General features: G+C 57.6%; 18 protein-coding genes. 14 read left to right on the top strand and 4 right to left on the bottom strand.

Annotated elements, in window-relative coordinates:
• Positions 1–471: 471 nt before the first annotated feature.
• Positions 472–1575: an AI-2E family transporter gene (locus NQZ67_RS06375; RefSeq protein WP_257443858.1), complete on the bottom strand. Its 1104-nt coding sequence runs from the start codon at positions 1573–1575 to the stop codon at positions 472–474.
• 203 nt (positions 1576–1778) lie between these two features.
• Between NQZ67_RS06375 and NQZ67_RS06370 the strand changes: the two genes are divergently transcribed.
• From NQZ67_RS06370 to NQZ67_RS06350, 5 genes are read left to right on the top strand one after another with little or no spacing between them, the layout of a single operon-like run.
• A complete protein-coding gene (locus NQZ67_RS06370) occupies positions 1779–1979 on the top strand; it encodes a hypothetical protein (protein WP_257443856.1) in 201 nt (66 codons plus the stop codon).
• Positions 1980–2007: 28 nt separating this feature from the next.
• A complete protein-coding gene (locus tag NQZ67_RS06365) occupies positions 2008–2661 on the top strand; it encodes a hypothetical protein (RefSeq protein ID WP_257443855.1) in 654 nt (217 codons plus the stop codon).
• Complete coding sequence (locus NQZ67_RS06360) at positions 2658–3851, top strand: glutathionylspermidine synthase family protein (protein WP_257443852.1); 1194 nt, start codon at positions 2658–2660, stop codon at positions 3849–3851. Before NQZ67_RS06365 ends, NQZ67_RS06360 begins: the two co-directional genes overlap by 4 nt.
• Entirely contained in the window at positions 3852–4478 is a 627-nt protein-coding gene (locus NQZ67_RS06355) for a hypothetical protein (protein WP_257443850.1), read from the top strand.
• Positions 4475–4867, top strand: coding sequence for a DUF350 domain-containing protein (locus NQZ67_RS06350; RefSeq protein WP_257443848.1), 393 nt, complete (start codon positions 4475–4477; stop codon positions 4865–4867). The genes NQZ67_RS06355 and NQZ67_RS06350 overlap by 4 nt, the downstream gene beginning before the upstream one ends.
• A 73-nt stretch (positions 4868–4940) precedes the next feature.
• On the opposite strand, the gene NQZ67_RS06345 is transcribed toward NQZ67_RS06350, so the two are convergent.
• Entirely contained in the window at positions 4941–5462 is a 522-nt protein-coding gene (locus NQZ67_RS06345) for a DUF4178 domain-containing protein (RefSeq protein WP_257443846.1), read from the bottom strand.
• Between the two features lie 6 nt (positions 5463–5468).
• Positions 5469–6140, bottom strand: coding sequence for a PspA/IM30 family protein (locus tag NQZ67_RS06340; protein ID WP_257443844.1), 672 nt, complete (start codon positions 6138–6140; stop codon positions 5469–5471).
• 94 nt (positions 6141–6234) lie between these two features.
• Between NQZ67_RS06340 and NQZ67_RS06335 the strand changes: the two genes are divergently transcribed.
• The 3 genes from NQZ67_RS06335 to NQZ67_RS06325 all read left to right on the top strand — a co-directional run bounded on the left by NQZ67_RS06335 (position 6235) and on the right by NQZ67_RS06325 (position 9082).
• Positions 6235–7248, top strand: coding sequence for a potassium channel family protein (locus NQZ67_RS06335; protein ID WP_257443843.1), 1014 nt, complete (start codon positions 6235–6237; stop codon positions 7246–7248).
• Between the two features lie 146 nt (positions 7249–7394).
• Positions 7395–8195 (top strand): adenosylmethionine decarboxylase, encoded by an 801-nt coding sequence (gene speD / locus NQZ67_RS06330; protein ID WP_257443841.1) that lies wholly within the window; start codon positions 7395–7397, stop codon positions 8193–8195.
• Positions 8196–8212: 17 nt separating this feature from the next.
• Positions 8213–9082 (top strand): SDR family oxidoreductase, encoded by an 870-nt coding sequence (locus NQZ67_RS06325; protein WP_257443839.1) that lies wholly within the window; start codon positions 8213–8215, stop codon positions 9080–9082.
• Between the two features lie 60 nt (positions 9083–9142).
• Here NQZ67_RS06325 and NQZ67_RS06320 read toward each other — a convergent pair whose 3' ends face one another.
• Positions 9143–10033, bottom strand: coding sequence for an SDR family oxidoreductase (locus NQZ67_RS06320; RefSeq protein WP_371825274.1), 891 nt, complete (start codon positions 10031–10033; stop codon positions 9143–9145).
• 122 nt (positions 10034–10155) lie between these two features.
• Between NQZ67_RS06320 and NQZ67_RS06315 the strand changes: the two genes are divergently transcribed.
• From NQZ67_RS06315 to NQZ67_RS06290, 6 genes are all read left to right on the top strand, one after another.
• Positions 10156–11133: a helix-turn-helix transcriptional regulator gene (locus NQZ67_RS06315; RefSeq protein WP_257443831.1), complete on the top strand. Its 978-nt coding sequence runs from the start codon at positions 10156–10158 to the stop codon at positions 11131–11133.
• A gap of 46 nt (positions 11134–11179) precedes the next feature.
• Positions 11180–12418: an aminopeptidase gene (locus NQZ67_RS06310; protein ID WP_257443828.1), complete on the top strand. Its 1239-nt coding sequence runs from the start codon at positions 11180–11182 to the stop codon at positions 12416–12418.
• A 68-nt stretch (positions 12419–12486) separates the two neighbouring features.
• Positions 12487–14445 carry a dihydroorotate dehydrogenase gene (locus NQZ67_RS06305; protein ID WP_257443826.1) on the top strand — a complete coding sequence of 653 codons (1959 nt, stop codon included), beginning with the start codon at positions 12487–12489 and terminating at the stop codon, positions 14443–14445.
• 104 nt (positions 14446–14549) lie between these two features.
• Positions 14550–15989: a spore germination protein gene (locus NQZ67_RS06300; RefSeq protein WP_257443824.1), complete on the top strand. Its 1440-nt coding sequence runs from the start codon at positions 14550–14552 to the stop codon at positions 15987–15989.
• Positions 15976–17070, top strand: coding sequence for a GerAB/ArcD/ProY family transporter (locus tag NQZ67_RS06295; protein WP_257443823.1), 1095 nt, complete (start codon positions 15976–15978; stop codon positions 17068–17070). Before NQZ67_RS06300 ends, NQZ67_RS06295 begins: the two co-directional genes overlap by 14 nt.
• Positions 17067–18179, top strand: a complete 1113-nt coding sequence (locus NQZ67_RS06290; RefSeq protein WP_257443822.1) for a Ger(x)C family spore germination protein — start codon at positions 17067–17069, stop codon at positions 18177–18179. Before NQZ67_RS06295 ends, NQZ67_RS06290 begins: the two co-directional genes overlap by 4 nt.
• Positions 18180–18293: the final 114 nt, after the last annotated feature.

Here is an 18293-nt window from a genome sequence, read left to right as displayed (position 1 = left end):
GAGATAGCAGAATAATGCAGCGCCAGCAGCCGCATGCGAGCGAATAAGGCGCTAAAAACGCCTTACAGCCCCGCCGTCAGCCGCATGAGAGCGAATAAGGCGTTAATAACGCCTTACAGCCCCGCTGTCAGCAGCATTCGAGCGAATAAGGCGTTAATAACGCCTTGCAGCCCCGCTGTCAGCAGCATTCGAGCGAATAAGGCGTTAATAACGCCTTACAGCCCCGCTGCCAGCAGCATTCGAATGAATAAGGCGTTAATAACGCCTTGCAGCCCCGCCGCCAGCAGCATTCGAATGAATAAGGCGTTAATAACGCCTTACAGCCCCGCCGCCAGCATCATTCGAATGAATAAGGCGTTAATAACGCCTTACAGCCCCGCCGCTAGTCGCATGCGAGCGAATAAGGCGCTAAAAACGCCTTACAGCCCCGCCGTCAGCAGCATTCGAGCAAGTAAGACGGTACTGTATGGCTCACTCCTCAAGCCCGCGGTCATGGGCCGTTTCCGATTGCTGCCGCATCGCCGTCGCATGCTTCAATACGACCTTCGCGGCGGCGTACGCAGGCACGACGAGCAGAATACCGAGCAGGCCGCCGACGCTGCCCGCGGCAAGAATAAGGACAATGACCGTCACGGGATGAATGTCGAGCGTGCGTCCCATCACCTGAGGCGAGATGAAGTTCCCTTCGATCTGCTGGACGATGACGGTTAAGGCAAGGACGTAGAGCGATTTGACCGGATCTTGAAACAGGGCGGCCAGCATGGCGGGAACCGCTCCAATAACCGGGCCGAAGAACGGAATGATGTTGGCGAACATGCCGATGCATGCGAGCACTAGCGCGTAGTCCAGGCCAATGGCCAAATAACAGACAAGCAGCATGACGCCGACGAGCAGGGAGACGATCAGCTTGCCGCGGATGTAGGAAGCGAGCGTATCGTCCAGCTCGTCGAGAAGGGCGGGCATCCGGTCCCGGTATCGTTCCGGCGCAAGCCGCGCCAGCTTCGGAGTAAGCTTGTCGCTATCCTTCAGCGCGTAATAAAGAATGAACGGCACCAAACTCAGGATGAGCAGGGCGTTGCTGATCCACTCGACCACGCGCAGCAGACTGTTCGCGATCGATCCCGCATAGCGGTTCCACTCCGAAGCGAGCTCGCTTCCGACGTTCGGAATCGCCTCCTGGATCGGCGGCGACAGCGTCTCGTGTCCGTCGCGGAGCGACTCGATCGTCTCCGCGGCGAAGTCGATCATGACCGGTACCTGCGCCGCAAATTCGGCGAATTGGTCCCGAATGAACGGCCCCGCCGTGAGGATTATGCCTGCTAGCAGCAGCCCGACCAGGACGAATACGATCAGCACCGCAATCCCTCGCGGCGCTTTTCGCCGTTCCAGCCCGTCGACGAAAGGACGGAGCAGATAATAGAAGACGGCCGTAATCGCCAGAGGAACGAAGACGGCGTTCAGCGCCTTCCAAAGCGGCAGCAGCCACTGATGATTTAGGCGAAGCAGGTATAGAAACAGCAGGATCAGAATGGAGGTGACCAGCCATTTGAACCCTCTTTTCTCCTTATAAGACATAGGCTCACCCCCATGTAACGCGTTTTTTTACAATGATTCGATATAACTCCAATAAACGTCTCGCTGCCCCTTTAAACCGATTTCCCCTCACAAAAAATCCCATGGGTATGGAACGTCTGCCACAAGATTGCCGTAATACGTTATAATCAAATTTGATCAGCAGTCGACTAGCGGAGAGGAAGGGAACCAAAGTGGAACAAGGCATGAAGGTTGTATTAATGGAGAAAAGCCCAAGCGGAGGCCTGATTCACATCGAAGAACGGGAGTGGACGATGAACATGGTGGCCGCGCTTGAGCATGTCAATTATTTGGTCGTAGGAAATCGGGAGTACGAAACGGTAGAGGGACGGCTCAACGTCGATCTTGGACGATTAGAGCTTCTGCTTGTGCCGATCCACACTTAAAAATGGTTTTCGGAAGGTGGAATGCAGCTTGACGCATGACGATAAAAAACAACCGAAGGAGCAGGCGTCCAAATGGTTAACGCCTGAAGGCAGGCCGCTACGCGTATTGTCCACTTCGCTGGGCGTAGCTCTTCTGGCGAACGCGGTGCTCAGCACGGGCGTATCGGCGAATAGCGGGGGAGCGTCGACGGAGGAGCAGCCCGAGCTCGTCTCCTGGTCGACGGAGGAAGTGAAGAAGTATTTTGACCCGGGCGTGGATTGGAATCTTCCATTGCTTCAGCCGGTTCCGACAGAGGAGCCCGCGAATCAAAGCGCCGGCGGCGGAGGAACGACAGTCGTCCATCATTACGGCACGGGCTTCGGCTGGGACGATCTGCTTCTCTATCATTTGTTGTTCAACTCGGGCTCCAGCTATTCTTCGTCCAGCTATTATAAGAAGAGACCGGCATATTACTATCAGACGAAGACGACGTACAGGCCGGCGACATCCTACACGAGCGACACGTTCCAGAACAAAGCGGTGGTCGGCTCGACGGTAAGGCCGAAGACGTCTTCCTCCACGGGTACCGTGACAAGACGCTCGACCTCGTCGAATCCCGGCAGCATCGGAGGGACCTCCAGCAGCATTAGCTCCTCCGGCTCCAAGAGCTCCAGCAGCAAGAGCAGCGGTTTCGGCGGATGAGCGGCGTATTCGAGGTGGTATCGGAGCCGTCTCCCGACCGGGCGAGCCGCGTAGCCGAGCTCGCTGAGCTGGGGTTCAAATGGGCGGATATCGGGGAGGAGAACTATTGGATCGACCAGGCCGTCGCCATGAAGAAGGAAACGTACGAGGAATTGGTTCGGGCGTCGGAGGGACTGTGGCGGGTGCTGGACCGCGCGGCCCGTTATATTCATGGGAATCACGCGTTTTACGAGCTTATAGGCATTCCGGACGTGCTGTGGACGATGCTCGACGAGCTGCCGTTCCCGGAAGAAGGCAGCATCAGCCGATATGCTAGATTCGACTTCGCCATCGATAACGATGGAACGATCAAGCTGCTGGAATTGAACGCGGATACGCCGACGGGCTATGTGGAAGCCTCTATCGCGACGCCGTGGATGTGCGCCCAGCTTGGTCTCGAATCTCCTAATCTCGCAATGAGAGAGCGGATAGCCGAGGCTTGGTCGATCGAGCGGCCGGATACGGCGGCATGCGTCGATTACGGCGAGCATCTCGAGGACTCCGGCACGATCGAAGCGCTGGTCAGGCATAGCGGACTGGACGTCAAATGCGTGGACTGCTTGGAGCTGTACGTCGACGAGGGCGTGCTGAAGGACGGGGAAGGCCGCTCCATTCGGAGCATGTTCGCCCTCTATCCGAAGGAATGGATGGCCGTCGACGAAGGCGGAGACGCGCTCGCGTATTCGATTGAGACGCGGGAGCTCTCTATCTGGAACGGCCCGCACAGCATCCTGCTGCAATCCAAAGGTCTGTTGGCGGTTGTATGGGGCCTGTACGAGCTTGGCCAGCTGTATAACGAGAACGAACGGGCCATCATTGGCCAATATATGCTTCCCGCTTACAACAAAGCGGTATTCGAAGGCAGCTTCGTGTCCAAATCGATGTTCGGGCGCGAAGGCGGTTCCGTGCGTCTATTCGACGCCTCCGGCGGTCTCGAAATCGAAGACAGCGAAGGCTTCGATACGAGCACGCTGTTCCCGACCATGTACCAGAAGCGGGCGGAGCTTGCCCGGATCGGAACGGCGGAGGGGGAGCTGCATCTGCTGACCGGCATGTTCGTCATTAACGGGAAGCCTTGCGGCATGCTTGGCAGAGGCGGCGGTCCGATTACGGGGAACGCCAGCCATTTTATCGCGATTGGAGTGAAATAGATGCATACACATAAGAAAAGGTCCTATGCGGCCGTCGTGTTCGGCTTGCTGCTGGCGCTCGCGCTGACGGCGTGCTCGAATTCGTCTTCCGTGTTCAGCACGAGCTCGGGTTCGTCCATGGACGTTGCGAGAGTGCCATGGGATTACCGCATCATTGACGGGACGGTCGGCGATCTGATCGGCAGCGACATGACGATCCTGCCCGACAATACGCTTCTGCCGAACGATAACAACTATGCGACGGGCAACAAGGTATACGTGCTCCAGTTCATGGACGCCGAGATGGTGACGGACGCCGATCAGCGCAACGAGGTCCGGCTCTCCGCATGGAGAACGCTTAAAACTTACAAGAAAGAGACCGACGCGCAGAAGGATCTCGAGCAGCTGAAGGTTCGGCTTACGACCGAAGCGGATCTCGTCGGCGTGTACAAAACGTCGTACAAAGGCGAGACGCGCAATTTCGCGGTGGTGGAGCTGCCTACCGGCAACCGGATCAAGCAGCCGATCGACGACGCCATGTACGAGACGATGTCCGGCCAGTCGACGGTGAGCGTTCATCTGGAGGAAGTGCACGATTTTGCGGATTATGATCAAGCGTATGCGAAATTTCGGGGGTGGGCGAATTGACGGTCGTTATTAATATTGTGGTCAGCGTTATCGTAATTATCGTTCTTCAATTGATTGGCATGTTTGTCTTCAGTCTCATGACGCCGTTCAAGGATATGGAAGAGCTGAAGAAGGGGAACGTAGCCGTCGGCATCGCGCTCGGCGGCAAGTTCATCTCGACGGCTCTTATCTTAGGCGTCGCGGCTTACACGAATTCAAGTATTTGGTTCATGGCGTTGTGGTTCGCGGTCGGATACGTGTGTCTGATCGCGGCCTACTGGCTGTTCGAGCTTCTCACGCCAAGATTCAGAATCGCGGATGAGCTCGTGAAGGGGAACGTCGCGGTTGGCATTATGCTGTTCGCGGTGTACCTGGGCTTCTCCTTTGCAATCAGCAGCTTGATTATTTAAACGGGTTACGATTCCGAAATAAAAAGGACTGCTTGACCGGATGGCGTTCATCCGAGTCAAGCAGTCCTTGCGTTTAGTCTTGCGCGCGTCCGGCCCCGAACAGGAATCGGGCGTCCGCGGGAAGAATGTCTTCGCCCTCGTAGAGCATAAACCTTCCGTCCAGCCATTCGATGCGCATCAGCTTGCGGTCATCGGACTGGTACTGCCAGACGGATTGCTCGCCGGGCCTTGGGAACGGCGTCTTGCCGACGGTCGTGATGTAGTCCGCGTATTGCTCTTCCAAATGGAAGACGCGCCCGTCGAGCTCGAGCGTCATCGGCACCTCCGTGAAGGAATCGAGACGCCCGTCGATTGCGGTATATAGAGAATAGGCGATGGCTTCGCGGTCTTCGACAAGCAGGTAGCGAATGTCCGAGCCGTCCTGAAGCGTAAGAAGCGTGGTCCTGCGGCGCTGATTCGAGGTGCGTCCGGTCACTTGGTAAGTAACCATCGACACCTCGCACACGTCGCCCGGGCCGGCTTCGAATACGCTCCGTTCGGCAATAGGAGGCTCGGGACGCTTCATGATGCCGCGTATGCGTCCGAATAATCCCATGGCGGTCTACTTCTTCTCGTATTGCTTCATCAGAGCGGCGAGCTCGTCTTCGACGGCTTTGTTCTTGCCGAGATTCGCGAATTCGTCGTCGATGGATTTGCCGCGGGAAGCGGCGAGATCGTTGCTTGCTTCCGCCATCGCCTCGGCTTGCAGCATCTTCTCTTCCATCCGCTTCATGCCCGCCGCGGCGGAGCTTCCGCCGAAGCTGGACATCGCTTTGTTGATCTCGGTCTGCGTCTTCGCCGCTTGGTAGCGGGCGACGAGCGTATCCCGTTTGTTCTTCATGTCGGCAAGCTGCTTCCGCATCTCCTCCAGCTTGGCGCGCAGATTGTTCGCGAGCAGCTGGTTCTCGGCGTAAGCTTCCTTGTATTCGATCATCTTCGTTTCGACGGCCTGCTTGTCTTCGATGACCCGGCGGGCGAGCTCGAGGTTGCCTTCTTGAACGGCGATATGGGACTGCTCGATCCGCTTCTGCAGGAGCGCTTCCTGCTCTTCGTATAGCTTCTTGAACTTCTTCTCGAGCGCGATCTGGGAGGCGACGGCTTTCTCGGCATCCTGCAGATCCTCCGTCATGTCGCGGATGTATTGGTCGGTCAGTTTGATCGGATCTTCGGCTTTCTCGATCAGGGCATAGACGTTGGATAAGGTTAAGTCACGCAGTCGCTTGAACAAGGACATGGTATTCCCTCCAATGGCTTTTTGATATAAGCTTCCATACGGCAAAACCGACAATTGGTTTCAGGAATCAATCTTAGGAAGGAGCGGGGAGCTCGTGCATTTTATATTCCTATTATCCGAGAAGCTGTTCCGCGCGGGGAGGAAGACGCTTGCGGTCAGCATTCTGCTCTTCGTGGCCGTCAGCGCGACCGTGGCTTTCCTGCTCGAGCCGGATACGTTCGGCAGCTGGTTCAACGCCCTGTACTGGGTGCTGACCACGATGGCAACGGTCGGCTACGGAGACTATTTCGCGGTCACGATCGCGGGCAAGGCATTCACGATTTTCCTGTACATATTCGGGATCGGTCTTCTGAGCTTGGTCATCGGCAAAATCATCGATTCGTTCGCGCTTATCAAACGTTTGAGAGGAGAGGGGCAGTTGGGCTACAAAGGCGAGGGCCACATCGTGATTATCAATTGGAGCAAAAAAGCGCATACCGCGGTCGAGGAGCTGCTTGCGCACAGTCCGGAGACGTCGATCGTTCTTATCGACGAATCGGGTAAGCATCCGCTCGAGAGGCTGCCGAGGGTGCATTTCGTAAGCGGCGATCCTTCGGAGGAGGACGTGCTGGCCCGCGCCAATATTCAGAGGGCCAAATCGGCGATTATATTCGCGGACGCCCGCATCGACGAAGCGTCGCTAGTAGACGGGAAGTCGCTGCTCATAGCCTCGAGCATCGAAAGAATGGCCTCTCATGTTCATACGACGGTGGAAGTGATGCAGGAGAAGCATATCCGGAACTTCGCCCATGTGCAGGTGAACGAATTTGTCGTGTCGCATGACGCCATCTCCCGTCTCGCGGTACGCTCCGCTCTTCAAGAGGGCAACTCGGACGTGTTCCGCCAGCTGCTGAGCAGGCAATATGGGGATGAGCTTTACGAGGTGCCCGTCAATCGCGCGTGGCGCACTTACGGCGATGCGTTCTTCGGTTTGCTGGAGCAGGGCGCGACGCTGCTCGCGGACCGCGGCGATCTCGGCATCAACCGCAAGCTGAACGAGGCGATCCCCGGCGAAGCCAAGCTGTTCGTCGTCTGCGACGAGGCGACTTACAGAAGGATTATCGGCTAGCTTTCAAAGGCTGGCTTTTGGCGGCATGAATAAGAATGGAACGGAGAAGGAGCACGAATGGCGTGCTTCTTTTCTTTTTTTGCGCGGTTTGGCGGAATTAGGATGGGGGTAACAGGAAATAGTACGTAGGTAAAGGAGTGAGGATCGTGAAGCTTACGCATGAGCAGCGCATTCAGCTGCACGGATTCAATAACCTGACCAAGACGCTCAGCTTCAATATGTACGATATTTGCTACACGAAGACGAAGGAAGAGCGGGAGGCGTACATCGCTTATATCGACGAGCAGTACAATTCCGACCGGCTGACCTCGATCTTGAACCAAGTTTCGGAGATGATAGGCGCTCACGTGCTTAATATCGCCAAGCAGGATTACGTGCCGCAAGGCGCAAGCGTAACGCTGCTCGTGTCCGAAGGACCGGTCGTGGAGGTGCCGATGGAATCGTACGAGGAATCGCCGGGCCCGCTGCCCGCGAACGTCGTTCTGGCGCTCGATAAGAGCCACATTACGGTGCACACTTACCCGGAATACCATCCCGACGAAGGCATCAGCACGTTCCGGGCGGACATCGACGTCTCGACCTGCGGCGAAATTTCGCCGCTCAAGGCGCTCAATTTCCTCATCCATTCGTTCAATACCGACATTATGATGATCGATTACAAGGTGAGGGGATTCACGCGCGACATTAACGGGTACAAGCTGTTTATCGATCATGAGATCAACTCGATCCAGAATTACATACCGGACGAGCAGGCCGAGCTGTACGACATGATCGACGTGAACATCTATCAGGAGAATCTGTTCCATACGAAGTGCCGGCTGAAGGAGTTCGATCTGAACAATTATTTGTTCGGCTATACGAAGGACACCCTGAGCCTGGAGGAGCAGAAGCAGATCACGAACCGCCTGAAGCAGGAGATGGACGAAATCTTCTATCACATTACGTAGAGAGGAGAGGACCTCAGATGTCTTCATCATCGCAGAAAAAGAAAGTGTTCCCGCCGCAAAACCAAAACCGGCAGCCGGGAATCGAGTCGGAAATGAATCCGCTGCCCGTCTTCGAGACGGAGCAGTACAAGGCGGCCGGCAAGCTCGCCGGCAAGACGGCGATCATTACGGGCGGCGACAGCGGCATCGGCCGCGCGGTGGCGGTCGCGTACGCGAAGGAGGGAGCGTCGCTGCTGATCGTGTACAAGGACGAGCATGACGACGCGAAGCAGACCAAGGAAATTTGCGAGAAGCACGGCGCGCGCGTTCGCCTGCTCTCCGGCGACATCGGCACGGACACGTTCGCCAAGGGAGCCGTCACGGCGGCCATCGAGGAGTTCGGCAGGATCGATATCGTCGTCAATAACGCGGCGGAGCAGCATGTCCGGCAGAAGCTGGAGGACATTACGCCGCAGCAGCTCGAGCAGACGTTCCGCACGAACGTGTTCGGCATGTTCTACCTGACGATAGCGGCCATGCCTCATCTGAAGCAAGGCTGCGCCATCATTAATACGGCGTCCATCACGGCCTACAAAGGCAATCCGACGCTGATCGATTATTCGTCGACCAAAGGCGCGATCGTGTCATTCACCCGCGCGCTCGCGGCGAATCTGGCGGGGCAGGGCATCCGCGTGAACGGCGTCGCGCCCGGGCCGATCTGGACGCCGCTCATCCCGGCGTCGTTCGATCCGGAGTCGGTGTCGACGTTCGGCTCCGACACGCCGATGGGCCGCGCGGGCCAGCCGCATGAGCTGGCGGCGGCCTACGTCTACCTGGCCTGCGACGATTCCAGCTACATGACGGGGCAGATGCTCCATATTAACGGCGGGGAAATCGTGAACGGGTAAGCAGCAGAAGAAGCGGACTCTCCTTCAGGAGCGCCCGCTTCTTCTGCGTTCGTTGGCCGCTTATAGAAACCCATGCTCCTTCGCGTATCGTCCCCAGTGCGGCTTGCGCCCGTCGATGTCGATAAAGCCGTACTCATCCGACAAATCCCAGCTTGGCAGCACTTTGCCCGTCTTCTCGAGAACAGCGGGATCTGCGGCAAGCGCCGCGATGCCCCGGCCGACGAAGCGCGGCGTCTCGGATTGGCCGAAGTGCTCGGCTTGATCCTTGCCGCTATGAACGGCGTCCTGCCAGTTCGCTTCCGACACGCCGAAATGCTCCAGCATCTCCTCCGAGCGCAGAAATCCCGGGGTAACGGCGAGCGCCGTCACGCCGTGCGGACGCAGCTCCTCGGCCAGCGATTCCGCGATGTGGATCGGCGATATTTTGGCCAGGCTGTAGAACAGATTGCCCCGGTATCGGTAATCGATGCCGTCGGTCACTTCGATGATCAGACCCGATTTGTTCGCGATCATCAGCGGAGCGCCGTAATAGCTCGTAATGAGATGCGCCTTGACGGCTCTCTCCTGCACGAGCAGACCGCTTGGCAAGGAATGCTCCCAGAACGTCTTGCCCCACTCGATCAGCTTCTCGCCGCCCCATATGTTGTTGACCAGAATGTCGAGCCGCCCGTCCTGCTCGGTCCGGAGCCGGTCGAACAACGCGGCGACTTGCTCGGGAGACGTATGATCCGTCTGTACGGGAATTCCGATTCCTCCCGCCGCCGTCACGAGCTCGGCCGTCTCCTGAATCGTCTCGGAGCGGTTCAGGTCGGACGGCGAGCCGTTGACGCTGCGGCCCGTGCAGTAGACGGTGGCTCCCGCTTCGCCCAGGCTGACAGCGATGCCTCTTCCCGCGCCTCTCGTCGATCCCGCAACGACGGCAATCTTGCCTTGCAATGGCTTTTGTTCCATATCGTCCATCTCCTTGCATTCATGGTGGGCTACGAACTTCATTGTACGGGAGCATATACGACAACCCCTGTCATAATTTAATTGGTATACTGAGTAAAATGGATTTAAGGGAGGGGCGCATCATGCGGGCGGGAAGATTGGTATCGATCGTGCTGCTGCTGCAGGCGGAGGGCAGACTGACATCGAGGCAGCTGGCGGAGCGGCTGGAGGTGACGGAGCGCACGATCCTTCGCGATATGGAGGAGCTTAGCGCTTCGGGCGTTCCGGTCTATTCGGAGCGGGGCGCGCACGGCGGCTGGCAGCTGACCGAGGGCTACCGTACGGGTCTAACGGGGCTGCATGCCGACGAGCTGGCGGCGCTGCTCGTCACGAGCCAAGACCATCCGCTGCGGGAGCTCGGACAGCAGGAAGCGCTGGACGCGGCGCTGAGGAAGCTGCTGGCGGGAACGAACGAGGTCGCCAGAGAGAGCGCCAAGGCGGTGCGTCGCAAGCTCCACATCGACGGCGCGGGCTGGCATGGGCAAGCCGGCGGGAACGCCAAGGAGCAGCCGCCGCTGCTGCCGGTCGCGCAGGAGGCCGTATGGGAGGAGAAGGCGCTCCGCATCGCCTACGAACGCGAAGGCGAGCGGACGGAGCGGGTCGTCCGGCCGCTTGGACTCGTCGTGAAGCGGAACGTCTGGTACGTCGTGGCGATGATCGAGGAGGAGGAGCTTCGCACCTTCCGGATTTCCCGGCTCACGGACGCGGAGATGCTTCCCGAGCGGTTCTCGCCCCCGGCCGTGTTCGATCTCGCCGCGTATTGGGAGGCGTCCTTGTCCGATTTCAAGGAGAGGCTGCCCCGCTACCCGGCGAGGGTAAGAGTCCGGACGGAGCGTCTCGGCAGGCTCCGCGCCGAACGGTACGTATTCTCCGTCGATGCCGAGAGGGAAAGCGAAGGATGGACGGAAGCCCGCGTCCTGTTCGAGACGATGGAATCGGCCTGCGATATCCTGCTCGGCTGCGGTTCGGCCGCCGAAGCGCTCGAGCCTCCCGAGCTGAGGCGGCGGGTCGCAGATGAAATCGAGGCCGCGCGGGTGTTATACTGGAGAGGCGCCGAATGAAGGATAGCGGCGGAACGTATTTTATTCTCAAGGAGTTGTTGTACATATGAGCAAGAACATGGAGCAGTATTTCGCCAAGTACGCCGAGCTGATCGTCCGCACGGGCGTTAACATTCAGCCGGGTCAAGAGGTATTCGTGAACGGAGCGTCGATCGAAATTGCGCCTCTTGTGCGCCTAGTGGCGGAGAAAGCGTACGAGGCGGGAGCTTCGAACGTGCACGTGGATTGGACGGACGACAAGCTGGCGCGTCTGAAATACGAGAAGGCGGCCGATTCCGTATTCGCGGATTTCCCGGCTTGGGAGACGGCTAAGCGCAGCGCCTTCGTCGAGAAGGGAGCGGCGTTCATCTCGATTACGGCGTCGAGCCCCGACCTGCTCAAGGGCATTCCTTCGGAGCGGATCTCCGCGTTCCAGAAAGCGGCCGGCCAAGGCCTCAAGGAATTCCGCAGAGCGATCCAATCGGACAAAGTAAGCTGGACGGTCGTGGCGGCCGCCGGCGCGGAGTGGGCGAAAAAGGTGTTCCCGGACGTATCCGAAGCGGAAGCGGTCGATAAGCTGTGGGCGGCCATCTTCGATTCCGTGCGCCTGCATAACGACAATCCGGTCGAGGAGTGGGTGAAGCATAACGAGACGCTTCATCAGAAGGCGGAAATCCTGAATGGTCATCATTTCAGAAGCCTTCACTACAAGGCTCCGGGAACGGATCTTACCGTCGAGCTGGCGGATAAGCATATCTGGGTAGCCGCGGGCAGCACGAACGAGAAGGGCTTCTCGTTCATGGCCAACATGCCGACCGAAGAAGTGTTCACCGTCAACAAGAAGACGGGCGTGAACGGCTATGTGTCGAGCACGAAGCCGCTCAGCTACGGCGGCAACATCATCGACCGCTTCAAGCTGACGTTCGAGAACGGCCGCATCGTGAAAGCGGAGGCCGAGGAAGGCGAAGAGATTCTGAACAAGCTGATCGAGGTCGACGACGGCGCTCATTATCTGGGCGAGGTGGCGCTGGTGCCGCACGAGTCGCCGATTTCCCAGTCCGGCATCCTGTTCTTCAACACGCTGTTCGACGAGAACGCGTCGAACCACTTCGCGATCGGAAGCGGCTATGCATTCAATGTCGAAGGCGGCAAAACGATGACGCCGGAGGAGCTGGAGGCAAGCGGCGTCAACTCCAGCATTACGCATAACGACTTCATGGTCGGATCCGCCGAGATGGATATCGACGGCATCAAGGACGATGGAACGGTCGTGCCCGTGTTCCGCAAGGGCAACTGGGCGATCTAACGCAGACGCAGCAGCAGGAGCCCGCTATCCGATTGGATAACGGGCTCCATTCATGAGGAGGAGAATCGATGCCGGATTGGTCGTATCAGACGTTGTTCAAGCCGCTGCTGTCCCGCCTGCCCTCGCGCGTTAGCCGCTCCTTCACGCTTGGCGCGATGGGCGGCATCAGCAGGATGCCGGGAGGGTCCTTCGTCATCCGGACGCTCGGCCATATGGAGCTGTCTCCGCTGCTCGAGCGCGAGGCCGGGGGACTTCGCCTGCCGTCGCCCGTCGGCTTGTCCGGAGGCGTCGACCCGGGCTGCGTCGCGCAAAAGGCGCTTGCCCAGTTCGGCTTCGGATTCGCTGAGGTTGGTCCCGTCACCGTCCGTCCGATCCATAGCGCCGAACCGATCGTCATGGAGCCTGCCGGCGAAGCGATCCGATATCCGGACCTGTTCGAGAATGACGGACTGGATGCGATCGCGGCAAGGATGGAGCGGAAGGAGCATAAGCTGCCCCGTCTGGCGCGCCTATTGCCGATGCCGGACGCATCCCCGGAAGAAGCGTTCGGCCAGTTGGCCGCCATGATTGAACGATTGGCGCAGGCGGGAGCGGCGGGCTTCATCCTGGACATCGCTTCCGGGAATCGCGATTGGCGCGACGTGCTTGCCATTAGTGAGAGGCTGGCTGGGCTGGCGGATGCAGCCGGATACCCGTTCTTTCTCTATGTCCCGCTGGATTTACCGGAGGAGCGGCTTCGCGAGCTGCTGAGCCTTCCGTCTTCGGCCGTTTGGCAGGGAGCCGTCGTGGGCGACGGCGTGGCGGCAGAACGGGCAGGCGTGGATGCGAAGGGTGCAGCTGGACGCCCGATCATCGTAGGCAGACAAACGCTCGGCTTGTCCATCGTGCAGGCGAAGCGGCTTCGCGAGCAGATGGGCTCTCGCTTCACGATCATCGCGGGGGGCGGCGTACACGAGCCTATCGACGCTCTGCAGCTGACGGAGGCCGGAGCCGATCTGATCCTGCTGCACGGCGGCCTTGTCTATTCGGGACCGGGGCTGCCCAAACGAATCAATGAAGCGATCATGTACGAGACGGTACGGCGGGAACCGCCGCCCGAGCCGATTCCGTTCTGGCGCAATTGGGGATGGATGTGCCTTCTCGGCGTCGGCATGATCGTCGGCGGTCTGTTTGCCTGGTGGATCGGCGAAACCAGCGTCCTGTTGTCGTATGATTTAAGTTTTCTCGGGATGTCCGCGGCGGACATTCACCGGGTGAACCATCATCTGCTTCATTTCATGTCGCATGACCGCATTACGCTGGCCGGGACGATGATCTCGATCGGCATCGTCTATTACCAGCTGGCGAGGCACGGCCAGCGTTACGGCCTGCACTGGGCGAAGACGGCGCTGACGACATCGTGCATCGTCGGCTTCTCCAGCTTCTTCTTGTATCTGGGCTACGGCTATTTCGACCCGCTGCATGCGCTCGCGGCAGCCGTCCTGCTCCCTATGTTCATCCTATCGATGCGGAGAAATGCCGACCGACCGAGCCTGAGGCCGGTCAATCTGAGGAACGACCGCGCGTGGCGGCGCGCGATGTGGGGCCAGCTGTGCTTCGTCGCACTCGGCTTCGCCCTGACAGCCGGCGGCATCGCGATTGCAGGCGTCGGCGTGACCGACGTGTTCGTGAAGGCCGACCTCGCCTTCCTCGGCACGACGCCAGAGACGCTTCATGAGGCGAACCCGAAGCTGCTTTCGCTCATCGCGCATGACCGGGCCGGCTTCGGCGGCGCGCTGCTGTGCGACGCGCTGGCCATTCTGATCATCGCGCTGTGGGGCATCGGCGAAGGGCAGCGCTGGCTTTGGTGGACGCTGCTCATAGGCGGGGCCCCCGCATTCTATGCCGGCTTGTCGGTGCATTACGGCATCGGCTATATCGACTTTCTGCACCTGCTTCCGGTATTCGTCGCCGTGTTCCTGTACGCGGCCGGATTGATCTTGTTATATCCATACATGATGAAGGGTTATCCCTCGAGTCATCGATGATGACGGGGATAACCCTTTCTTTTATGAAGCGGAGTATGAAAATAAATCCATATGAAATTGCTCATAATAGCAGTATCGATTAGACGGGCAGGCGGTGAAGGGGCATGAAGCATGAACAATCACTGGAATTAGGGAAGCGATTGGAGGACTTGCAGGCGCGATTCTCCGGCACCGAAGATTTGTGCGTGCGCGTCTTCCGTCTCCGCGCCAAGGAATGCGCGCTTGTATACTTAGAGACCATGACCAGCCCCGAGCTTGTTCAAGCATTCGCCGTCAAGCCGGCTTCCGAAGCATCGTCATCTAGTCTGGATGACCTATTCGGGCCGCTTCATGCGGATCGGACTGCGGATCTGGCACGCGTGGATAAGGCGCTGCTGGAGGGAAGCTGCGCCATTCTCGAAGACGGCTCGGACACGGTATATCTGATCCAAGCCGTTGTGGCGCAAGCGAGGTCTATTGAAGAGGCCAAGGGCGAGCAGGTCACCCGCGGACCGCATGACGGCTTCATCGAGCCGATCTCCGCCAACATTAGGCTCATCCGCAATCGGATTAGAAGTCCCAAGCTGAAGGTTCGCTACCTCACGCTGGGCAAGCTGACGCAGACGAAGGTAGCGATGCTCTACCTGGACGAAGTGGCCGCGCCTTATATCGTCGACGCCTGCGAGAGGAGATTGTCCGGGATCGAGCTGAATTCGTTATATTCGACTGGCGAAATTGAAGAGATCGTGGACGAAAATCCGTTGTCCCCGTTTCCCCAAACCTTGCAGACGGAGAGGCCGGACCGTACCGTCTCTTATTTAATGGAGGGGAAAGTGGCTATACTGGTGGACGGTTATCCTTCCGCCCTTATTCTTCCCATTACGTTCTTCTCCTTCTATCAGTCGCCGGATGACTATAATAACCGCTGGGTGATCGGCACCTTCAACCGCGTGGTGCGAATGATCAGCTTCGTCCTCGCTATTAGCCTGCCCGCCATTTATATCGCGATTGTATCGTTCCACTCCGAGGTGCTGCCGATGGGCATCCTGTATTCGGTAAAGGTCGCCATAACTTACGTGCCGTTCCCGCCCATCATGGAGGCGATTACGATGCAAGTCATTCTCGAGCTGCTCAAGGAGGCCGCGATTCGGCTTCATTCCTCCGTCGCTCAGACGATCGGTATCGTCGGCGGCCTTGTCATCGGAACGGCGATCGTGGAAGCCCACCTCGTCTCGCATACGATGATCGTCATTATCGGCTTGACGGCGATATCCTCCTTCGTCACGCCGCTCAGCGAATTCGGAACGAGTCTTCGCATCCTGGGCTTCTCCACGATCATAGCGGCCGCGATGTTCGGATTTTTTGGCCTCTCCATCATGCTCATGTTTATATTTATCCATTTGTGCAAGCTGGAGATTATGGGCGTGCCTTATTTCTCGCCGTTCGATCCGTTCCGCGCAAGCTCGGGTCCGAGAGATGCCTTCTTCCGGCTTCCTCGATTCGGTTTCGCGGAAAAATGGAATATGGGACATAGGAGGAGGGGGGCGCAGGATGACCGCTTATAAAGATTCGATATCGAAATTCGGATTATTCATCTGGATGATCAAATGCCAGATCGGCATTGCTCTGTTGTCGCTGCCCTCCGTCATCCAGCGGTCTGCGGACGGGGATTCGTGGATTTCCGTCCTGATTGCGGGCTGTATCATTCAACTGCTTTTGCTTGTCTATTGGAAATTGTACACTAGATTCCCTCACCTCATTTTGAGCGAGATGACGGTCAAGCTATTCGGCCGAATTGCCGGCAAGGCGGTAAACGTGTTAAGCGCCATTCTTTACGTGACGATCGCGGGGTACGCTTCGACCCTCTATATTCGTCTGATTAAGACTTGGCTGCTGCCTTTGACTCCGGCCCCCGTCATTCTGACTTTGATTCTCGCGACGGTCGTCTATCTCGCGATGCAGAGCGTCCGCGCCATCGAGAGATTTCTTGTCATTACCTCGATGCTTTTCATCGTTATTATTTTGTTCAGCCTTATGGCATTCACCCACGAGGTCGACTTGTCGCGCATTATGCCGGTCGGAACCGCGGGGGCGGCGAATATATGGACGGGCAGCGAAAAAACGTTTCTCTCCATGCTCGGCTTCGAGGTCATCCTCTATTTGTTCGCCCGGGTAACCAGCCGTAAATCGAATCTGCTGCCCACGATATCCGCGGCCAATCTATTTGTTACTTTGTTCTATACCTATTTCGTCCTTCTCTGTTTAATTGGTTTCAGCCCCAAAGCACTGGAGCTTGTTCGGGAGCCTGTCCTCTTTCTGTTCAAAGGAATATCCCTTCAGCTGCTGGATCGTCTGGATCTCATCTTTTTGTCCATATGGATTTTCGCGATGACAACCGTATTCGTCGGTTATTTGTATATGGCCGGAAGCAGCTTGTCAGGCGGCCCGAAGTCATATAAGCGGACGGTTGGAATCGGCGGAGCGGTTATATTCGGCATCGGATATGGACTGAATTCTGTGGAACGAATCGAGCTGATAACCGTGTGGATCGAAAAGGTTTATCTCGGCTACATCATAGGGCTGCCATCCTTCATGCTGCTCGTATCCCTGCTGTTCAAGAAAAGGCTGGCGGAGGGGACGACATGAGACGATTCGGCCAGATGCTCGCAGCCGGATTGCTGCTGATTCTCATGACAGGGTGCTGGGATATCGACCGGCTGGTGAATAAGACGATCGTCAATGGAGTCGGAGTCGACGCGGCGGAGGACGGCGGCATGCGCGGGACCATCAGTACGATCAAGCTGCTCAACAAAGGAGGCGGTCAGTTCGAAGCGCAGGACGTAGTCGTCGAGGCGACGGGCGGTTCGATCTCCGAGCTGGCCAGCCGGCTGAACAATGTAATGCCCGGCAAAATCGAAGGCTCGAAGACGCATATTATCATTTTCGGGGAACAGATGGCCAAAAAAGGAGTAATGGCTCCTCTTGAATATTTCTATCGGAATCCGAAGACCAACTTGAATTCCAGCTTCCTGATCAGCGAAGGGCAAGCTTCTGCCATTCTGAATTCCACGAAGATGGATACCGGAAGCCCGATCGCTTTCAATATTTTGCAGTTAATAGAAGGCTCGAAGCAAGCGACGATTTCTCCCCATCAGACGTTGTTCTCGTTATGGCAGACCTCCCAGGAAGAGGTTTCGGATTCCGTCATCCCGATTATTAACTTACAAGCGGACGGAGAGCTGGCTGTCGAAAACGTCGGCCTGATGAACGGAGACCGGTATTCGGGAGTGAAATTATCGGCCGAGCAAAGCATGGTGCTCATGCTGATGATGAATAGGCTGGAGAAAGCCGCGGTTCTGAATGTCGGTACGGAATCGATCTCGCGGCCGCTCACGTTCGTGGCCCGCAAGCAGAACAACGACATGAGCGTATCGATCGATAAGGCGAGCCGGAAAGTCGAATGCAAGCTGAATGTGCGGTTGTCCGGCGAGATCACCAGCTTTCCCATAACGAAGGAAGGAAAGGCCGATCCCGAAGCGCTGAAAATAGAAGTGGAGAGCTGGTTGGAGAAGCAAGCCGAAGACGTCGTCGCAAAACTCCGCCAAGCGAATTCCGACGCTCTTGGCATCGGCCGGAAGGTGAAGCAGTCCGATTTCGCCTTCTGGAAAGAAACGGATTGGAAATCCATCTATCGGGACGTGAAGATCAGCGTGAAGTTCGATGTCCGAACCACAAGCACGGGAGCCTTATACTAAGGCCGGTTTAAAGCTGCCTATATGACATTTGTCATATAAGCGGCTTGACGTTTATGACTGGGAGCCGCCAGCAATATTTTCTACAATGGATATAATAAGTGCCGAAGCACTGTA

The sequence above is a fragment of the Paenibacillus soyae genome (assembly GCF_024623455.1).
GTDB lineage: Bacteria > Bacillota > Bacilli > Paenibacillales > Paenibacillaceae > Pristimantibacillus > Pristimantibacillus soyae.
This window is presented reverse-complemented; position numbering and strand designations above follow the sequence as displayed.